Consider the following 19786-nt stretch of genomic DNA (forward strand, 5'->3'; position numbering starts at 1 on the left):
GTCCAATCACCGCACATCTTCATCATCATCCAATTGCGCGTCATTGACGCGATCACTTTTATTTTTTGCCAGTTTATATGGCACTACTATTATCCCAAGCATCACAGGAATATAGATTGCCATGCAAGTGAAGAAGATCATCAAAAAGAAAGAAATCTCTTCGCCAGCACTATCTGCATAGCGCTGGGAGTTCCTGATTGCAAGTGTAAGCGAAAACCCAATCCCTACAACCAGACTGACAATGAAATTTTTCTTGTTCAGCTTTATTTTACTGGATCGATCATGCATCTCCACTTCATCAGAGAATATTCCTAGACTGGATACGCGGATCAGGTAGTAGACTCCTCCGCCAATAAGGATGATTAACTCCGTCCAAATATTCCGATCATCGTTAATCGTTTTTATTATAAGCGATAACACCGCGACTATGGTGACAAACATGTACAGCTCACGGTAGACTTTATTTTGAAGGTTGGTGACGCGCTCATCCTGCTGTTTCCTTCTGAAACCGATATTCATCTTCATCCTCCTAGTAATCAGTTTTTGGGAGTTTGTAATAGGCGAAAAGGAATAAAAGTAGATTTACAAGTATAATCACCGTCATTTCTGAATTGGACAGCGCAAGGAATGGCACTTGGCTCGGCAGGCTGTACAGGGGAGAAAAGGCGACGATATCCTTCATGAATGCTGGAATCGCGTCGACGCGGAATACCATCCCAAGAAGCCCTGGAAGCACGAGTATGAACATCAGTGCTAACACAAGCAGGTTCATGGCTTTTTGGTAATACATCGAAATGATCATGAACAATAATGTGAAAAATGTTCCGAAGAATACGTAGTGAAGAAGGGATGCACGGACATCCGTCCACATGAACGCCTGGCTGTTCCAGAGGTGGTTCACATATAACAACGCACTGCAGCCGATTCCGAAGAGAAGTGATACGACTCCGATGACGACCACGCGTGAAAGCAGGAAGCGGAGTCGGTCCTTTGTCGATTTGAAAAAAAGATAGATCGTTCCGTAATGTAAATCTGCAATAACCATTTTAGCACAATAAATCCCTAGTGCTACCGTAGCAATTGACGCGTAAAGTCCGGCAACGTTTCTTGGCTGGAATGGGCCACCGAGCTCGTGGATCGAATAGATGATCCCCCCGCCGAGCGCAAGAGAAAGGCTGATCGATAATACCAGGTGCATGCTGATGACATTTCTCCGCAGTTCCAAAACTAGCAATTGTGAAAAGTTCATTTGGTTTCACCCTCCATATTGTCGAAATAAAAATCCTCAAGGGTCATGCTCCTTCGTTTCACTTCCCTAGGGAAAATGTCCATTTGCCCCATCTGTTTCAATAGCGGCTTCATTTCCCCATCGTAATGGAAGATCGCTGTAGAGTTATGGATGGTGAACCCTTTGAAATCCCGCAGAAGAGGCACTGCCTCCTGAAGGTCGTGTTCATCCTCAAACGTCATATCAATCAGTTGCTCCTTTGTAGTAGAAGGCGCGTATTCACTGATCATCCGCCCATTTTTAATGACATATACACGGTCGCTGATCGCTTCGATGTCTTTCAAAATGTGGCTGGAAATCAGCACGCCGATCTTGCGCTCCTTTGCCAGCTTCTTTAAATAAGCTAGAATGCTGCGGATGCCGTCCGGATCCATTCCGTTAGTCGGCTCATCGAGAATCAGATAAGCCGGTTCAGCCACCAGTGCCAGCGCAATACCGAGGCGCTGCTTCATCCCAAGCGAGTACTGCTTCACTTTTTTCTTCAGATAGGAACGAAGATCAAGAGAATTGATGATTTCTTCCACTGTCTCTTTTTTAGTTCCGTACAGTGCTCTGAAATAATTCAGATTGTAACGTCCGCTTCGATTCGGAAAATATTTCGGTTTTTCAATCAGGCTGCCGGTTTTTTCTGAAGTTGGTAATATGGACTGGCCGTCATAACGGACAATAACCCCGGCAAGAATTTTCATCAACGTCGTTTTACCCGCTCCGTTCGGTCCGACCAAACCGACGATTTCCCCACGATTCAGTTGGAAATCAATGTCCTTGAGAGCACATTCCTTTTGATAAATTTTGGTGACCTTGTTCATCATAATGCTCATATCCTTCTCCCCTTCAAGTCAATTTCTTGATTCTTATTATAATGTATATATTACATAATGCAATATATATTGTACATTTTGCATCAAATATATGACTCCAATCCTTTTAGGAGGAGGTATTCACATTAAATTCACATCAAAAAGAGACTTAGTGTTGTTCTAAGTCCCTTTTGTATGGAAAGCAATAAAATTAAGCGATAATTATTTCTGTGCTAACATTTTAAAGACCCTGATATTAAGAAACCTTAAAGAAGAGGTAATAGTCATAATGGTGCAAAGAGAGGGAGAACAATGAAAGAAAACAATAGACATACAAAAAAATCAAAGAGGACAGGTTCTCCAGGCTGTTATGGCTCTGCCAATCTTTCAACTAAATTAATTTAATTATGGCCAATCGCTTAAACCTACAAAGTATAAGAGCAAAATTCTCACCTAATAATCGGAAGTTGTTTTTTTGATAGTAAGTCCTCCACCAACATTTTATGTTCGGTAAAGATATTTTCCGGCAGTTCCTCAAGTGGAAAGAATTTGTTATGTATGGATTCTTCGTTGCTCTCAACTAAATCTCCACTGTACCGTTCACAATTAAAAGAAATAAGAACCAATGCTACTTGATCTCCATTAGGAAAGGTTTTGTCATACTGAGGTCCAGAATCAAATAAGATTTTTCTCCTTGTTAAATTTCTTTAATTATTTTAACTTTTTTATCATTATACCCCTGTGGTCAATTGTTTCTGACTTTAACTGTACGTTCCACAATAAACCCAACTAATAAGCCGAGGGCAAAAGGAAGTATTGCAATATTCGCATTAAAAATCAATCCATTTTTTAACGGTTCATTTAAAACAAATGAAAACCTGAAAAGAGAAATATTATATATATTTCCAATCCAATATAATAGAGCCATTGTCCCAACTGCTGATAATAACGGTAACCATATAATTTTCACAAAAAATCTCCTTTTACCACTTGTTATTGAACAAACCTACTCATTAGCATAATAAGCGATAGCAACGTGCAGCTATCGCCCCAACGTTTAAGCTTATTCAAAGATTTCATAAGCATACGGTTCGGTATCAATTAACATCAGTTTTACATCGCACCTTCTTTCTATAGAATCCCCCTATTTTTCTTAGCAGTGCTAACTAAATAGAAATGGTGCTCCAACAGTAATTATAGCTAAAAAAATGTGAGATCTTTTATGTTTGAGTATCATGGGAACTAACTTGAATGCTCTACAAATGATACTTACGATAAGTATACTTTTGTACTATTTACCATATAATTCTTTATTGGTAATTGACTGTTTTAGGTTTGAAACGAATTCATCTAATTTCATTTCTCTAGTTGCCTTCTCCCCATAGGATCTAACATTTACATGACCTTTCTCAACTTCCTTGTCCCCCAGCACAAGAATAAAAGGTGTTTTGGTCATTTGGGCTTCTCTAATTTTGTATCCTAACTTCTCATCTCTACCATCCTTTTCTACTCTTATTCCTTCTTGTTTCAATCGGTTAGTGACTTCTTCCGTATAGTCTTTATGAACTTCGTTTGATACTGGGAGTACTTTTACTTGAACAGGTGCTAACCAAGTAGGAAATGCTCCACCGAAATGCTCAATGAGTATGCCTAAAAAGCGATCAATGGAGCCAAACACAGCCCGGTGGATAACCACTGGACGAACTTTTTCATTATGTTCATTAATATATTCCAGATCGAATTTTTCTGGCATTTGGAAATCCAGTTGTACGGTTGCACATTGATGACTTCTATTCAATGCATCTTTTATGTGGATATCAATCTTAGGACCGTAGAAAGCACCGTCTCCCTCATTCACTCTAAAATCATATTCCAGTTTCTCTAATACATTTTTAAGCGCGCCTTCAGCTTGAGCCCATAAGTGTTGGTCACCCATAGACTTTTCAGGTCGAGTAGATAACTCAATTTCATAATTGAATCCGAATGTTCGATAAACATTATCAATCAACTGCAAGGCTAAAGTGATTTCCTCTTCTATCTGATGAGGTGTGACAAAGATATGAGCATCGTCTTGACAAAAGGAACGGACTCTCAGTAATCCGTTCAATGCTCCACTGAATTCATGACGGTGAACTTGACCGAATTCAGCCATACGAATAGGAAGGTCTCTATAGGAGCGCAAACGGTCCTTAAAAATAAGCATATGTCCTGGACAATTCATTGGTTTAAGAGCGAATTGCTGCTGGTCAACTTCAGAGAAGTACATATTGTCTTTATAATGATTCCAGTGCCCCGATTGTTCCCATAACCTCTGATTCATCATTAGGGGCGTTTTCACTTCTTTATAATTAAACGATTCTTGCAAACTTCTAAGGAATGATTCCAACTCATTTCTTATCACCTGCCCATTGCTTAAATAGAATGGCATCCCTGGAGCTTCATCTGAAAACATAAACAATTCAAGCTGTTTCCCTAATTTACGGTGATCTCTCTTTTTGGCTTCTTCCACAAAATAAAAGTATTCATTGAGTTCTTTTTTTGATGGGAAAGCTACGCCATATATTCGTTGTAACATCTCATTATCACTATTCCCCAGCCAATAAGCCCCCGAGATATTTGTTAAGGAAAAAGCTTTTAGAAATTTAGTTGACGGTAAATGGGGACCTCTGCATAGATCTATAAATTCACCTTGTTTGTAAATGGAGACCTCTTCTTTCTGAGGAATTTTCTTTAATAGCTCTAGCTTTAAATGATCATTCGAAAAAATGCTTTCAGCTTCATCTCGAGATATTAACTCCCGTTTAATAAACAAGTCCTCAGCTACAATGTTATTCATTTCTTTTTCAATTTTAGATAGATCGTCTTTAGATATACTATGATCAGTATCAATGTCATAGTAAAAACCATTTTCCACAACAGGACCTACACCTAAATTCACCATTCCAAAAAGACGCTTAACGGCCTGAGCCATAATATGAGTTGCAGTATGCCTCATCACCTCTAAACCCTCTGGAGAATCAAGGGGAAATAATTCAATCTCAGCATTAATGTTGATAGGTCTCTGCATATCATATAAGGATCCATTGACTCTCCCGACTACCGACTTTTTCTTAAGACTAGGACTTATAGATTGGGCAACATCCCCCAATGTACTTCCTTTTGAAAAAGATTTTCGGCTACCATCTGGAAACGAAATCACCATTTTTTCATGACTCATACATACACATCCTTTTATAAAAATTTAAAAAAACCATACTCATCCCTCTCAACAAGGGACGAGTATGGTTTTTACCCGCGGTTCCACCCAATTTCCCACTACCTTTAAAAGTAATGACTTTGGTTTGCTGTATCGTAGCATTACGGTGTGAACTACTAGTTCATTCATCCACACAGTTCCAAGGTGGTAAACTATTACGCAGCGTTAGGAAGGTCTCACCATTCCTTCCCTCTCTGGTAACCGGTCATAATAGCTCTTGTCCTCTTCATCACTATAGCTTATTCAAATAAAAAACACCCGTCCCTAAAAAAGGGACGAGTGCTGTACTCGTGGTTCCACCCAACTTCCCATTACTTTTACCAAGTAATGGCTTCGGTTTGCTGTATCGTAGCATACGGTATGAACTACTCATGTTTCGTCCATACAGCTCCAAGGTGGTAAGTTATTATGCTGCGTTAGGAAGATCCCACCTTTTCTTCCCTCTCTGATAACCGTTCATAATATCTCTTGTCCTTTTCATCGCGAATTATTTTAAATTTATATCACTATATACCTTTTACCAAATTCAGTCAATACATTCTAGGATATCGTAGCAGAAATGCTGGCCGAGATGTACTGGTACCAATGGCCGATCAAATTGTTCACCCGCTGGATCAAAAATTAATTGAAAATCGGTCATTTTTTCTATTTAGACGAAAAAACTGTTCAAAATTAGATTTATATCGCTCTTATTACCTCCTGCTTACTCGTCATGAAACAGACCAATATTCCTTGGAAACGACCAGCTTTATTGATTGAAAGATGCCTCCATTAAAAGTTATGGGAACCATATCTGAACTGGGATTGAATGCTTCAAGCTGTTCCCTGAGGGAAGTCTGGTTAAAGGATCTCTTTTGTTTAAATGTATAAAATCACCAATTGGTCAAGGCCTTCTATTTATGTGGAGGTCTCTTTTTTACATTAAAAACAGAAAGATAATACTAGTGTATGCAACATATTTTCATAACAAAAGAGAGCACTGTTTATTCTTCTCTGAAAAAATCATGAAACTTATGGGACTTCGAAGTTGTGACTAAAGTTGATTCAAAACTGTTTCACTGACGATCGAAGTCCCTTTTAATTTTCTCTATCTATATTAGAACCAACCGACTACTACTTGAATGGTTACCCATATCGTCAAAACGGTGGTCAACACTAACACGATATTTTCCACAACATTGGCTTTATGTTTGCCTAAATGGCTCGATTTGTTCGCAAGAATTAAAAGTCCGATAGCGACAAGCGGAACAGTAACCGCTTGCAATCCAGTGACAAAAACAGCCATAGCGACAAACCCTGGCATGCCAGGAACAGACCAAATGATCGGAGATACTAGAATAAATAAGCTGACCCATTTAAACAAAGGATCATCTTCGAACTTCTCTCCGAATTTTTCTCTTCGTTCTTTTTTGACAATATGCAAACAATCAATAATTACTTTAGGGAAACCATTTGCAAATCCGATCACGCTGCTGTAAAGGATTCCAAAAGCACCCAAATAAAAGACAATTCCCCCCAAATAGCCTAGCTGATTGGAAAGAGCTCTGGATATATCCTCCAGACTGTTTACTTCGATCCCATTTGGTCTAAGAATTTCAGCCCCAACGATCCATATTGCCAAGTTTATTACAATAGCAGCACTAATACCGAATAAAAGATCGTTGCGCTGGAGTTTCTTATAGAATGGCCCATTCCATCCTTTTTCTCTTACATAATAAGGATAAAGAAAGTTAGCCATCGATCCGGCTACCGCTCCTATTAATGAAAGGGCGACCGCAAAAACTCCAAAGGCACCCGTATTATCCGGCACACTAAATCCAATAGTTCCTTTTATGATTCCACCAACGTCCGGAAGTGCATAAACCGCCAATCCAAGCAAAGCGATCGTTAACAGACCAAGAAAGATTTTCATGATCTTTTCAATGGTGTTGTATACATCACGTCCAATTACAAACAAACTGACCAAAACCACAATTACTGACCACAAAAATGGTGAACCAAAATTAAAGATCCAAGCAAGTGCCTGTCCCGCTCCTTTTATCATATACGCATTAAGCAAATGACCGCTAATTAAAATAGCAATTCCCAAAAACCAAGGGAAATACTTGGATACGTCATTATATCCCTCTAGTATTGATTGACCTTTCAAATTGCACACCTGATATCTTCCCATAACGTTTACAATCACAAATCGGATAATTAAAGAAGCAGCAAGGAGCCACATCAGATTGTACCCATAATTGGATCCAGAAACGGAAGAAGTGACAAGGTCTCCAGCCCCCATCATGCTCAATACTGCTATAATTCCAGGTCCAAATTCGCGAAGGGTACTTAAAAATCCTTTCTTTTGAGGTCCCATTTTTTGAGGTCCCAATGGCGTTTCATATTTGGCTTTTTGTTCCATAAATTATCCTCCCCTTTATAATTTAGGGTTATCTTAGAATTTCTTGATTTCCCTCCGATTTGATTTTATACCTTCTTCCATTACTTAATAATTTAATTCTTTATACTGTATGAAGAGTTCACGAGTTCTCTTTAGATGAACCATAGTTTTCCTTACTAGCAATCAGTAAGAAACCTCTTAATTAACCTTGTTTAGTAAGCGTTTTCAAAATACTTTTTGGAGAGATTAATTGCAGGGTATTTTTTAAGGCCCTCTCATTTTCTTTTATAAAAAAGGCAGACCACGGTCTGCCTTTTGTTCCACTTTACTTGACGAAGACCGTTTTGATGTCCGTGAAGAATTCCTGAGCTGCTTTCCCCTGCTCGCGAGAATGAGAACTCGACTGCTTCATGCCGCCAAATGGTGCCTGCAATTCGACCCCGGCGCTTTCCGCATTCACACGAACTAGACCGGCATCCATGTCATCAATAAACGACAGCGAATGCTGGACGTTTGTCGTAAAGATTGCTGCGCTTAATCCGTAATCCACATCATTGGCAATATCTAATGCTCCTTCCATGGTGGAGAAAGGCATCAAGGCAATGACCGGACCGAATATTTCTTCCTGCGCAATTGTCATGTTATTATTTACCTGATCGAAAATGGTCGGCTCCAGGTAGTAGCCGCTGCTGTCTTCGATTTGCTTTCCTCCGCAAAGAAGTTCAGCGCCCTCTTCCTTACCCTTTTCTATATAGCTTAACGCGTTGTCCAGCTGGGACTTCGAAGCACAAGGCCCCATCCAGACGTCTTTCTCCAAACTGTCGCCTACGGTGATTTTTTGTGTTTTTTCAACAAGCAGCTGCTTGAACTCTTCATAGATATCCTGATGGATAATGACACGGCTGGTTGCTGTACATTTCTGGCCAGTAGACTTGAAGGCTCCGGAAATAGTGGCATCCGCAGCAGCTTCTAAATCAGCATCTTTCGCAATAATAACCGGATTCTTGCCGCCCATTTCCAATTGGTATTTTGCCCCCCGCTGCAAAGCATTTGCCCCGATAGTGCGGCCCACCGCATTGGACCCTGTGAACGTAATGCCGTCGATGTCTTTATGGGTGGATAAACCGCTTCCGATGAGCGAGCCTTTGCCTGTTACAACGTTCAATACCCCGGCCGGCAGTCCTGCTTCTTCAAAGCATTCAGCAATTTTTGCGAATGTAATAGGTGATTCACTTGCGGGTTTAATAACGACCGTATTTCCATATATGAGAGCAGGGGCTACTTTCCATAGCGGAATTGCAATAGGAAAGTTCCAAGGAGTAATAACTCCCACCACTCCTAAAGGAGAACGCTTCGTAAACATTAAGGCATCTGGATCCGTGGAAGGAATCACATTGCCCTCTTCCCTCATACCTTCCCCGGCATAATATCGAAGAATGGCTACACCTCGCGCCGTTTCCCCTTTGGTTTCCAGAAGCGTTTTTCCCATTTCTCTTGTTGCAATTTCTGCAACTTCATCTGCTTTTTTCTCCAATATTTCGGCGGCTTTATATAAATATTGGCCTCTGGCGGCACCGGACAGTTTGCGCCAGGCTGTTTTCGCGTCTTTGGCACTCTGAATGGCCTGCTGTAAATCCTCTTCGGTGGAGTCCTGGAAAGTTCCTACTTTATCCTGCAGATTCCCCGGGTTGATGATATCAGTCGTTTGGTTGTAGGCGCTCGCCGTCCATACACCGTTAATAAAATTTTTCATGTCCATGTTGTTTCCTCCTTAAATTGATACTGTTGGATTATTTCGTCTGGAGAGAGTATTTATCGAAAGCAACATTAATAACAGCTTCCAATTCCTTATAATGAGATGATTCCACTGGCGTTAATGGTGGCCGCACCGTATTTCGGACAGGCAGACCGACAATTTCCATCCCGGCTTTGATCAAAGCGACAGCGTATCCCGGCCGTTGTTTACGGATGTCATTAATAGGAAGAATCACGTCACGATAGATATCTGTCACCGTTTCCTTATCACCATGTAATAATGAATCATAAAATAACCTTGAGATATGAGGAATGTAATTGGATATGGCGGAGGAATACCCCTCAAAACCGAGCGGTATGTAGGCTGGCATGGTTACTTCCGCCATCGGCATGCCATTCATCCACTGCAGGCGATCTCCCACTGCCTGCGTTAGTTGGATGTTTCGTTCCATATCTCCAACCCCGTCTTTAAAACCGACCACCTGAGGAATGGTAACTAATTGCTGTAACGATTCTTTGGTTAGCAGCACGTTGTTTCTTTGATAAACAATGGAGTTCAGCTGCGTACTCTGGGCAACCTGAGAAATGTACTCCACGTTTCCCTGATGTGTCCCTTCAACTAAATAAGGTGGCAGGATGAGATACCCGTCTACTCCCTTTTTCTCGGATAGTTCAGCCTGCCGGACGGCGGTGCGAATATTTCCGCCAACCCCGGTGTATATTGGTACCTGGCTTTGAGTGGCTTCGTGTGCTATATCGATCATCGTCTCGTATTCGTCTTCGCTGATCGCATGAAATTCTCCAGCACCACAGCCGATAAAAATACTTTCGAGCCCATTGCTAATCAAGAAGGAAATGTTTTTGTAAAGAGCTTGCTCGTCCAATTCGTCCTTTTCGTTAAAAGGAGCTACGGGGAAACCCAAAATGCCCGTTGGAACGTTTCGTTCGGAATCCATATTGATCACCTCACTTTTATTTGTCTTACATTATATTGTATGACAAATAAAATGTAAACGCTTTTTTGTCAGAAAAAAAAGTCTTCCTTCGTTATAGAAGGAAGACTTCTTGATATAATAACTCATTGGTTCAATACTTTATCCCGAACAAAAACCAAATGAGCATACATTTCCTGAGTTGCTTTCTGAGGATTTCTTTCTTTCAAGGACTCGTATATAGCTTCGTGATAGGCAATTGTTTTTTCTTTTTCCCTATTAGGAATTTGAATGTTAACTTTTGTGTGGGTCAATAATAACGAGTCGATCATACCTTGGATCACAGGGTTTTCTACACTTGAAGCGATGATTTGGTGAAAAGCAATGTCGTGTTCACCGTAATCGTTATCTACACTTTTCCTAATCGCGTCGATGGTCTCTCGCAAACGCTGAAGGTCTTCTTCAGTTATTTTCTCCGCTGCTAGAGCTACTAATCCTAATTCCAACGTCATTCGAGCTTCGAGAATGGCTTCTAAATTGTTGTTCACAATCGAGAGCATAACAGAAAACGGGTGGTGGCCGATTCTTTTAGTAAAATATGTGCCACCTTTCGTCTTTCTGCTGATGATCCCCAGTGATTCCAGGGAACTCATGGCTTCCCGAAGAACCGAACGACTGACTCCAAGCATATCGATTAATTCCATTTCTGATGGCAGTTTGTCTCCGGGCTGCATCTTATCTTGAAGTAACAAACCCACGATTTTTTCTTCCACTTGTTTGGACAATGTTTTTCTGGTAAGCGGCTGATCAATTAGATGGTTATTCTCATACATTAGATTAGAAACATTAATATCCCTATCTGCATTTAATGTTTCTTCCTCCCTTTTTTAATTAATAGTAGCTATAATCATAAAAATCATCTTTATAATTTTATTGTAATACAAATGTACTTTAATAGATACGAAGAACATTTTCAATTAATATAGATACATTTTTAACGCGATAAACGGGGTGTACAGATAGATGCAGCATAGCGCTTCGCCAACGACCGGCGTCGAAAAAAGGCTTTCACCTCTGCTTCCACGCTTTGCGTCATATTGGAAATCTTCTACGGGGTGTAATAATGCTCATTTATGCACTCCGGGGAATCGAAAGCGACAGCTACCCAAATTCGGTTGTCATGTTACGGTTCGCACATGCCATTGTGGGAATTACCCGAACCAAGGGGGGCCGCATTTCTGCAAAATAATCTTCTGTTTGATTAAATTCAAAGTAATGTTGGGCTACACAGATAGCGTACAAAGTGGCCGTAAAACCCGTAAATAGCAACCCTGCTCCTTTAACACAAAAGGGAATAGCACTGTGCAGCTATCCCCTTTTTTCACAAGACTTGAATTCGAGATATCTTGAAGTAGATCTTAAACTAACGCACTCGTTAAATTAAGATATTGTTCACGATTTTTTCTCTAAATCATTAATTCTTTTTTCTAGTTCTTTTACATTATTACTACTATTCAACACTGTCGTAAAAGCAACAATACCGAAAGTGAATCCCATTATTCCAAAAACAAACCCCATAATTTCGAAAGCCCCCACATAATCACCCCCACTTTTAAACTTTAAGACAATTTCTCTTAATATATTTATTTCTCAACTACTATGCTCAATAAGCATAATAAGCGATATATATATAACTTGATTTCAAAATATTTCCTTTTATAAACAGATTATTTCTACTTTCTTGAATGTATGTACTTTTGTGTAATTACTTGGATCTCCTTTTTATGATCTTCACTGTATCGTCTTCCTTACTCGCCAATAATACAATATTGAACGAACAGAAAAATAACCGAATTCGATGACGACGATGGTTTGCACGGCTACCATCCAAAAGGTAGCATCATCAATTTCTCCCCGAAGAATATCATCTATATTCAGTGAGATGATCCATATATATAGAATCGTCAATGGCAAGAATATGCCCCCCTGCCAAAGTGTAACTCGTTTGGCATGCTTCAACTTGTGATGGGGGTCACTGTACAACTGAGGTTTATCCTCTTCACTAGTGTACGTTTTCGCCCACAACGTCCAGGACATGAACGAAGAAGAATGGAACAATTGACGCCAACCTCGGTCGCTATGCAAATAAAAATAATCCGATTCGATCGATTTTTGAAAATCAGCCGCATAGCTTACCGTTTTCGGCTCTCCTTCACTGAAGAAAAACCGAACCCCCCTTTTACTGACTTTTTCTAAGCGATATCCTTTTTGTTCCATAGTCTCCAGCCATTCTTCTAAACGGTCAGGGGCGAACTGCCAGGCTAGCCTCCACTTCGTGAATGTAATGGGGCTTGTGTTCCGTTCAGTGGAAGGTGCAGGGTCTAACTTCAGTTTTTTCAACCCTTTGCGTAACGTGAGTGTCGAATAAGGTACAAGAGTCCAAAGCGTCAATCCTGCAGTAATGGTAATTGCCCAATAAGGACTGGGAACAAATGTCGCCGATCCACCGCCTAAAAATACAGTGAGAGTCAGCAATCCTACCATGCCAGCAGAAATGAGCATATAAATGAAAATCGCCATGAAAATATAGTAATGAACTTTGTTCCTTGACGCCATGCTATCCCTTAGTGGCTCCTTGTTCGCAGCGCCTTCATGACGAATTATTCTCCAACGTCCTTCTTTCGTGATTGATTCCCAGCCTGACTCTACTAAAGACTGGGGAAAGTGATTAGACTTCTCATATTGAAGTCTATATGTACAGGTTTCGGAATCGTCTTTTTCAAAATGGAATTTCCTTGACCACCGATTGAATCCAGTCAGAAAAAGTCCTTCGCTCGCTTTCTTTTCCAGCCATTCTTCCGTTTTAATCGGGTCGTAACTCCAAAATGGTCGAAAAATCGATGTGTTCATGAAAACTCCTCCCGATATTGAATCGCATTCTTATAAAGTTCATTCAGTCTTTCAATCTCCATCCGCATGATTCTTTTACCGTCTTCTGTCACTTCATATACTTTTTTCCGCTCACCATCGGCGTACTTGACGATCAAACCATCGCGCTGCATCTTCGTCAATGTGCCATAAACGGTCCCCGAGCCTAAACTTACTCTCCCTTTTGTCAAGTTATCGACGTGTTTGATAATGCCATAACCTTGGCGGGGTTCAGTTAATGCAAGTAAGATGTAAAAAGCAGTTTCAGTCATAGGTATGTATGTTTTCTCTGGCTTTTTTATGTTTTTTGGATTCCTTAAAGTATTACAGGATAGCCCTCAATTCAGGAACACTAAAATCCAAACAATGTATCCTTTGCTTACTCATTCAACAATAGAAGAAATAGTTCAATCTTAATCCAATTACAGACATTAGCAAAAAATATGTAACAAAGATAATCAATAGGTTTACTGGAATACTAAATGTCTCATACAATGCAGGCCCGGCGAATATAGAGCTAAGAACGAAAATAAACCTGCCTATATCCTTGTTTTTCTTTGTTTTACTCATTGTTTCTTTATTCTCTGCGGTCATTAGTTATTTCTCCTCCAAACAACATAATACTTTCCGGGTAATTTTCTTCCCTAATTCACCCCTATCAACTTGAAAGAGATAGGGTCCCCATCAATAAAGTCAACCCAGCTAGAAATAATAACAAAACTGCACGAGCTTTGCGTTTATGTTGAAACTCTGAAATGCTGTAAATTAAAAGTATTGTCCCTATAAACAACTGCGTAAAATAAAGGATTTGATAGTTATCGGTTCTAATACTATAAATCATTATAGAAAATGCAATAATGGCTGAAACAACTCTAATTACTTTCATTAGATCAACCTCTTTCTTCTTTAAGTATTCTGCTATGTAATTTAAAAGCTAAATTCCTTACATCATTTCCCATCCTGATGTATTAGAGGCGAGCACTCTATTAAACCATAGCTCCCTTTTTTATAAGATTCGAGCCCGAGATATTTTGTATGAAATCCTATGCTTTATTGATACATTTAATATACCTTGATGCTTCTAAATTTTTCTTCACTTGAAAATTTGAACACTTAAAGGCACTTCAAGTTACATTAGTATATGGGTATAACCCATTATGTTCAGAACTACTCCCATTAGAGAAAATCCGATCCCCATATAAGAAGTCCACAGATTTTCATCTCTTCTTTCATCAAAGGTTTCAAGTGTTGAATAAATCTGTAACTAATCCATCCTTTATTTTTCGGATAGAAAATATCTTGCATTCACAAAAAATATGGTTCCAAGAAGAAATAACATGGCTATGAACCAACTTGCTATAGTTGAATAATCACTTTTTAAAATAAATTCACTTGTAAAGGTGACAAATACCATTATTGCCATAACAATATACAATCCTAATAAATTTTTCATTAGTCGAATCTCACTCCTATACGATCTAAATAATCCTTCTTTGATTTAGCCTGTAAAACAATCTATTTTAAATAACTTCCTCTGTATGATTAAAAAGCCAAATAATCAATTTTTATGTAACAAGCATGATAACACGATTAAACACTCGCCCCTTTTCTTGAAGACTTGAATTCAAGATAATACAAACTATTCTTTAATATTTTAAAGCATGTTTACATTAACGTAGTATTATATTACAATTTGTATTGTCTTAAATTATCCTCACATTTTTAACCAATTTTGTGAGAACATGTAGAGAATGATCATACTTTGTTAAGGACTCCATCTATAATAGTGGGGTCCTTATTATTTTTATAAATGCTCATTCCGAAGAGCGGGTTAATAAAGTCTTTCCTCAGTGAGACGGTGCCTGCCCCCCATCTTTAACAGTGGTAAAGGAGGGGGGGCAGGCACCGCCATGTGAACCACCGATTTACACGGCGGTTCAATCATTCAGTTTACGCTCGAAATATACCTGCGCAAAAATGTTATCTTTTGTCTTCCTCAAAACGGACCGTATCTTTTAAATCATTGCCTTCTTCAATTGAATTACTGCTCGTCACTTTCTTCGCAAATTCCTTAACGGTATTGACGCTCAAGCCAGATTCCCAATATTCAGCGATTTCGGGTTTCACTTTGACCAGTACAACATTCGGATCATCGGCAGAAGTGTTCAGAACTTTTTCCACTATCTTATTCATGTACTCTTTCTTCTTCTTCTCATCTTGTACAAACTCAGCAGTACCACTGATCGATACATAGGATCCGCCTGCGTAAGCCAGGTTAACGGCAGGATTATGCATGATATCCTTATATTTTTCTGTATCTTTTTCTGTAATGAACCAGATTTCCTCCTTATCCATTTCCACTTCCTGCGTGTGCATCGGGCGAGACATCAGCTTACCCTCCGTGGATACCGTGGTCAGCATGGCTACCTTCTCATCCTTAATCAATTCTTTAATATTCTTAATGGTTTTCTCGTTTGTTTGGTCTGCCATATCTATTTACCTCCTTATGGTCTTAGCAGCTGTTTCTCTCCTTAACTACGAAGCAGTCAGCTATCTATCACATCTTTTTTCCTTTTCCCGGTTAGACCTACAATTACACTTCCCCACCTGTCTTTCCTTGTGATATAGGGGATTTAACCTTACTTTATTTTAGTCAGCCTCTTAGCCTTTAAATGAACACCAGGAATATCATACTCCTTATTTTCCTTTTGAGACGGTGCTTGATCCCAAACCTTTTGCAGTAGTAGAGGGATGGGGGCGTTAAAATAGCATTAGCACTAATCCATAAAATCTGAAAATTGAGGGCAGCACATTTTTTGTAAAATATTCCAATATACCATATATTAAACATAAGAATTAATTTTAGGAGGGATTGAATGCAGGATCTCGATGGCGCGCTTGATATACTTCTTTTTATTTTATTAATTCTGGCAAACTTTTACGCTATTAAGTTGTATAGGAATGGACGGTTACATTTATGGGGTTCCGGTCTTCTACTGACAATTGCGGGTGTTATACTTGGCTTTTTCACGGGTGCTACTCTGGTACCATCGAGTGGTGGATATGGAGCAATGTATGGAGTATTCGTCGGTCTTGTTATAGTAGGCAATGGATTACTTCTTTTCCTCGCAGGGATTGCCGTAACTATCGGAAAACGATGGACTAAAAAGAATACTCAAGCATAAGAAAACCCAAAAAACCGAACGTCTCTTAATCAGATCGTCGGTTTTTTGATTTTTTAAACTAACGGCCCTGTTACAGCAAGACTTGATTTCGAGATACTTACTGTGAGATATCCAATTTCATAGTAAAAATTCGAACACATCGAGTAAAAGTGGTGCCAAAAGTAAAAATCCAGCCACACCAATTACTATTATAATTGGCGTTGTGATTCGACTAGGTTCATTTAATTCATCTTGCTTTTCATTCATTTTCTTTAATTCATATAATATTTCTTTTTCATATTCTTCAGACATACTATTCTCCACTAAAACACTTTTTCTTTTTAGAATTTATATCATCAAAAAAAACTTTCCTTTAATACAGATAAGCCCCTTCAGTTATAGACTTACACAATAGTTGAATATTATATAAATGACGTGATAAAAATCATAATTTCTTACGTTTTCGTTCTAAAAATATGGGTGCTATATTTAGTAAAATAGAAACAATTGTCAAAAACCAAAATGCTCTTGCCATACCAGGTACTACATCCGATAAAGCCGCCCAATCTTCTGCTTTTATCCACCGATTTAGATAACTGTAATCTGCACAAATTGTTAATGCTGTAAATGATAATGCCATCGCCATAGCAAGCTTATAATCCTTTCCTGATGCATACAAAGAAAGATTTATAACAGTTACTACTATGGCAATAACCCCTAATATTATCCACATAACTTTATCTCCAATCCCATGATAATATGAAAAGGTATGTTGCTGGGTAAAGTGTTATTTCCTGACAATCAACTCAGCATAGTTCCAATTATTTCAAAACCCTCCCACTTACTCAACCTTTTCCCATTAGATAATCCATTAACTCGAAATTATGTATTCGAGAAGAAGAATTCTATGTAAAAGAAAAGGCGACTATTCTTATTGAATAATCGCCCCCCATATCTTGAATATTCGAGATCGAGATATTACATGTATTAATAGTCAAATGGATAAACACTCCATTGCTTAAAGAAAGATAAAGGGTCGTATCTAGACTTTAAGAAAACCTTACCTTCATAATTACGACTTTCAATTATTTTATGCGCTTCTGCTGCATCACTCATATTAAATATTTTACTATAGGAAGAACAATTTGTTTTTCCTCAAAACGATTGCAGCATATCAGGTAAAGAGGGCATGGTTCGGTTGTTAAATTAATTATTTTGAACTTTTAAGTATCTAAATACAGTGTAGCTGTGTTTTAACTAAACCGTATAAGTATTCAAATATATTTTAACTTTACTATTAAGCTGTTTATACCCCGCCAATACCTGCAGCTATCCATAATAAGTATGCAATAACCAATACAACACCATTTCCTAATACACCCACAGCTAGCCATACCCATTTTCTTGCTATACCAGCGAGTATGGCAAATATTAATCCCAATATCCCGAGAGAACTTAAAACAGTAATTCCTAAAGAAAGGTTTGCATTAGGTCCTCTCTGAACAAGGAAGAATATAAATGAAATCACTACTGTGAGAATTGACAAAAACCCTAAAATATGGCCGTTTTTCATATTAGGTCCTCCACTTCATAATTACCTATATTCCTCATACAAAGAATGGCCCATTATTTGTCTTAACCAGCACTGTTTTGAGGGAGTCAGAATCAATGTACACCGCCCCTTCAATCGTCCAGTGCAAAATAAGCAAAAACAGGGATACAAGTGTTTATACCTTGGAGACGGTTTTTAACGTTAAGATATTTTTTTAAGTTTCACTACGTCCATTACTAAACTCCTTTTCACTATTCTACCTCTTTAAGAAAAGCCCCTTTTCAGGAAGACTTGATTTCAAGATAATTTATGCAAAACGTAATCTAGCGTTCCTGTAAGTACTCACATTTCTTATCAATTTTATAGGATGACTTAATTCAGTCATCCTTTTATCTTTAGTAGTTTATAGTATTAATTTAGCCTTCCAAGCATCGTAGAATTCTTTTATTGTTGAATACCTCTTTTTGCGGTGACAGAGTTTGTTTATGGAGAAACTTTCGCAACCCAAAAGCAATTAGGCCTGGCTTTATTTGACTATGTCCACTGGTACAATCATATCCGTATTCACGGAAGTTTAGGCTATTCAAGTCCTATTGAGTTTAAAAAGAAGCACCTTAACAAAGTTGTCTAGTGTTGTGTTGACAATCCAAAGCAGCGAGAGTTTAGTTCAAGTTAAAAAACTTAAATTTCTAAACTCATGGTTAAAGTCCTTTTTTTAAAGCCCATCTTTTCATATAATTCAATAGCTTTATTACCGGAAAATACGCTTAGTCGGACTTCAGAATACCCTTCATTTTTAAGATGATCCACGCCAGATCTCATTAACTTTTCGGAAATACCCTTACCTCTGAATACTTCTAAAACAAACAACTCATAAATAAATCCGATTGTTTCATTTGTGAATTGATCTTTACTGCTCCCTAATAGTACCCAGCCCATCAATTCATGGCCATCTGTCGCAATTAAGTAATAACTTCCTCTATCTAAAAGGGACTCCACAAGTTGAGTGACTTTTTCTCTGGTTGGTTTTACTACACCTAATGTCCCATCCAAAATTGCTTTGGGAGATAAAGATATTACTTTTTCGAGTTCATTATCATTAGGTTTTCTTATTATCATCGACCTTCACCCTCCTATCCACATATTTACAGATCCTATAATCGCGCCCTCCTCACCATGTAATGGGGGAAAGTCTTATTCAACATTCGCCCCCGTTTCATTAAGACTCAGTATCGAGATAATTTATTAGAACTCATATGACTTTATTATACTAATTCATGTAAGAATCATTTTATACTTCCTTAACGATGGATTTTCCTTCAGTTTGATCCTTAACAAGCCATTGCCACTCTTCATGTAGTTCGATTTTCCCTTGAGAGTTTATGTGAGGTATGGATTTGCACTTCCCTCCTCTGATTTCATTTGAAGTGTTCACATGATTATATCGAAATTCTAAAGTGTCATCATTATGTACAATACCTACTAATTTCCCTTTGACTATCTCACCACCAGAATAATCAGCATAAAGAATGTTCCCATTTTGATAATAATCAAAATATGTTTTGGAAGAAACTTCACCACTTTCTGTATTCTCTATGGAAACAAAATGGCGGTTATTATAATCTATCATCTGAATCCCATCCTTGAATTTGTAAGCTAAAATGTTATCACATAATTCTAAAAATTAAAATGAAAAGAGGCAATCCAATCTTCATGAATTCCCCCCGT

General features: G+C 38.5%; 20 protein-coding genes, 1 pseudogene and 2 other annotated features. Of the genes and pseudogenes, 2 read left to right on the forward strand and 19 right to left on the reverse strand.

The features are described from left to right. Window positions 1-6 precede the first annotated feature (6 nt). The 14 genes from HLI_RS03200 to HLI_RS03260 form a co-directional block, all read right to left on the reverse strand. Window positions 7-519, reverse strand: coding sequence for a DUF6773 family protein (locus HLI_RS03200; protein WP_128523053.1), 513 nt, complete (start codon window positions 517-519; stop codon window positions 7-9). A gap of 10 nt (window positions 520-529) precedes the next feature. Further along, on the reverse strand, window positions 530-1249 hold the full coding sequence (locus HLI_RS03205; protein WP_128523054.1) for a hypothetical protein: 720 nt from the start codon (window positions 1247-1249) through the stop codon (window positions 530-532). Further along, on the reverse strand, window positions 1246-2109 hold the full coding sequence (locus HLI_RS03210; RefSeq protein WP_128523055.1) for an ABC transporter ATP-binding protein: 864 nt from the start codon (window positions 2107-2109) through the stop codon (window positions 1246-1248). The genes HLI_RS03205 and HLI_RS03210 overlap by 4 nt, the downstream gene beginning before the upstream one ends. 724 nt (window positions 2110-2833) lie before the next feature. Continuing rightward, a complete protein-coding gene (locus HLI_RS03215; protein WP_128523056.1) occupies window positions 2834-3058 on the reverse strand; it encodes a hypothetical protein in 225 nt (74 codons plus the stop codon). Between the two features lie 321 nt (window positions 3059-3379). Further along, on the reverse strand, window positions 3380-5305 hold the full coding sequence (thrS, locus tag HLI_RS03220) for a threonine--tRNA ligase (RefSeq protein ID WP_128523057.1): 1926 nt from the start codon (window positions 5303-5305) through the stop codon (window positions 3380-3382). A 51-nt stretch (window positions 5306-5356) separates the two neighbouring features. Beyond that, window positions 5357-5583 (reverse strand) — a binding site (T-box leader). Window positions 5584-5612: 29 nt separating this feature from the next. Continuing rightward, window positions 5613-5834: a binding site (T-box leader), on the reverse strand. Between the two features lie 606 nt (window positions 5835-6440). After that, window positions 6441-7748, reverse strand: coding sequence for an Nramp family divalent metal transporter (locus HLI_RS03225; RefSeq protein WP_241655927.1), 1308 nt, complete (start codon window positions 7746-7748; stop codon window positions 6441-6443). Window positions 7749-8052: 304 nt separating this feature from the next. Next, window positions 8053-9486, reverse strand: a complete 1434-nt coding sequence (gene gucD / locus HLI_RS03230; protein WP_128523058.1) for an alpha-ketoglutaric semialdehyde dehydrogenase GucD — start codon at window positions 9484-9486, stop codon at window positions 8053-8055. 31 nt (window positions 9487-9517) lie between these two features. Beyond that, the gene (gene kdgD / locus HLI_RS03235; protein ID WP_128523059.1) at window positions 9518-10438 is read right to left on the reverse strand and encodes a 5-dehydro-4-deoxyglucarate dehydratase; all 921 of its coding nucleotides are present in this window, start codon (window positions 10436-10438) and stop codon (window positions 9518-9520) included. A gap of 122 nt (window positions 10439-10560) precedes the next feature. Further along, window positions 10561-11247: a FadR/GntR family transcriptional regulator gene (locus HLI_RS03240; RefSeq protein WP_128523060.1), complete on the reverse strand. Its 687-nt coding sequence runs from the start codon at window positions 11245-11247 to the stop codon at window positions 10561-10563. Window positions 11248-11866: 619 nt separating this feature from the next. Continuing rightward, window positions 11867-12010 (reverse strand): hypothetical protein, encoded by a 144-nt coding sequence (locus tag HLI_RS21435; RefSeq protein ID WP_164908464.1) that lies wholly within the window; start codon window positions 12008-12010, stop codon window positions 11867-11869. Between the two features lie 195 nt (window positions 12011-12205). Then, entirely contained in the window at window positions 12206-13324 is a 1119-nt protein-coding gene (locus tag HLI_RS03245; RefSeq protein WP_128523061.1) for a DUF2812 domain-containing protein, read from the reverse strand. Further along, complete coding sequence (locus HLI_RS03250) at window positions 13321-13614, reverse strand: PadR family transcriptional regulator (RefSeq protein ID WP_128523062.1); 294 nt, start codon at window positions 13612-13614, stop codon at window positions 13321-13323. The genes HLI_RS03245 and HLI_RS03250 overlap by 4 nt, the downstream gene beginning before the upstream one ends. Before the next feature lie 386 nt (window positions 13615-14000). Beyond that, the gene (locus tag HLI_RS03255) at window positions 14001-14228 is read right to left on the reverse strand and encodes a DUF3953 domain-containing protein (protein WP_128523063.1); all 228 of its coding nucleotides are present in this window, start codon (window positions 14226-14228) and stop codon (window positions 14001-14003) included. Between the two features lie 1094 nt (window positions 14229-15322). Next, window positions 15323-15832, reverse strand: a complete 510-nt coding sequence (locus HLI_RS03260; RefSeq protein WP_128523064.1) for a pyridoxamine 5'-phosphate oxidase family protein — start codon at window positions 15830-15832, stop codon at window positions 15323-15325. Between the two features lie 386 nt (window positions 15833-16218). Between HLI_RS03260 and HLI_RS03265 the strand changes: the two genes are divergently transcribed. After that, complete coding sequence (locus HLI_RS03265) at window positions 16219-16527, forward strand: inner-membrane translocator (RefSeq protein WP_128523065.1); 309 nt, start codon at window positions 16219-16221, stop codon at window positions 16525-16527. 117 nt (window positions 16528-16644) lie between these two features. Here HLI_RS03265 and HLI_RS21440 read toward each other — a convergent pair whose 3' ends face one another. The 3 genes from HLI_RS21440 to HLI_RS03275 form a co-directional block, all read right to left on the reverse strand. Beyond that, on the reverse strand, window positions 16645-16818 hold the full coding sequence (locus tag HLI_RS21440) for a hypothetical protein (protein ID WP_164908465.1): 174 nt from the start codon (window positions 16816-16818) through the stop codon (window positions 16645-16647). Between the two features lie 133 nt (window positions 16819-16951). Further along, window positions 16952-17239, reverse strand: coding sequence for a hypothetical protein (locus HLI_RS03270; protein ID WP_128523066.1), 288 nt, complete (start codon window positions 17237-17239; stop codon window positions 16952-16954). Window positions 17240-17812: 573 nt separating this feature from the next. Then, entirely contained in the window at window positions 17813-18079 is a 267-nt protein-coding gene (locus HLI_RS03275) for a hypothetical protein (RefSeq protein WP_128523067.1), read from the reverse strand. A 451-nt stretch (window positions 18080-18530) separates the two neighbouring features. Between HLI_RS03275 and HLI_RS03280 the strand changes: the two are divergent. Continuing rightward, a pseudogene (locus HLI_RS03280) lies at window positions 18531-18689 on the forward strand (IS3 family transposase); the annotation flags it as partial. 50 nt (window positions 18690-18739) lie between these two features. On the opposite strand, the gene HLI_RS03285 reads toward HLI_RS03280, so the two are convergent. Both HLI_RS03285 and HLI_RS03290 read right to left on the reverse strand, forming a co-directional pair. Beyond that, window positions 18740-19177, reverse strand: coding sequence for a GNAT family N-acetyltransferase (locus HLI_RS03285; protein ID WP_128523068.1), 438 nt, complete (start codon window positions 19175-19177; stop codon window positions 18740-18742). A gap of 172 nt (window positions 19178-19349) precedes the next feature. Further along, on the reverse strand, window positions 19350-19688 hold the full coding sequence (locus tag HLI_RS03290) for an avidin-fold protein (protein WP_206659635.1): 339 nt from the start codon (window positions 19686-19688) through the stop codon (window positions 19350-19352). Window positions 19689-19786 lie beyond the last annotated feature (98 nt).

Source organism: Halobacillus litoralis (genome assembly GCF_004101865.1).
Classification (GTDB): Bacteria; Bacillota; Bacilli; order Bacillales; family Halobacillaceae; genus Halobacillus; species Halobacillus litoralis_A.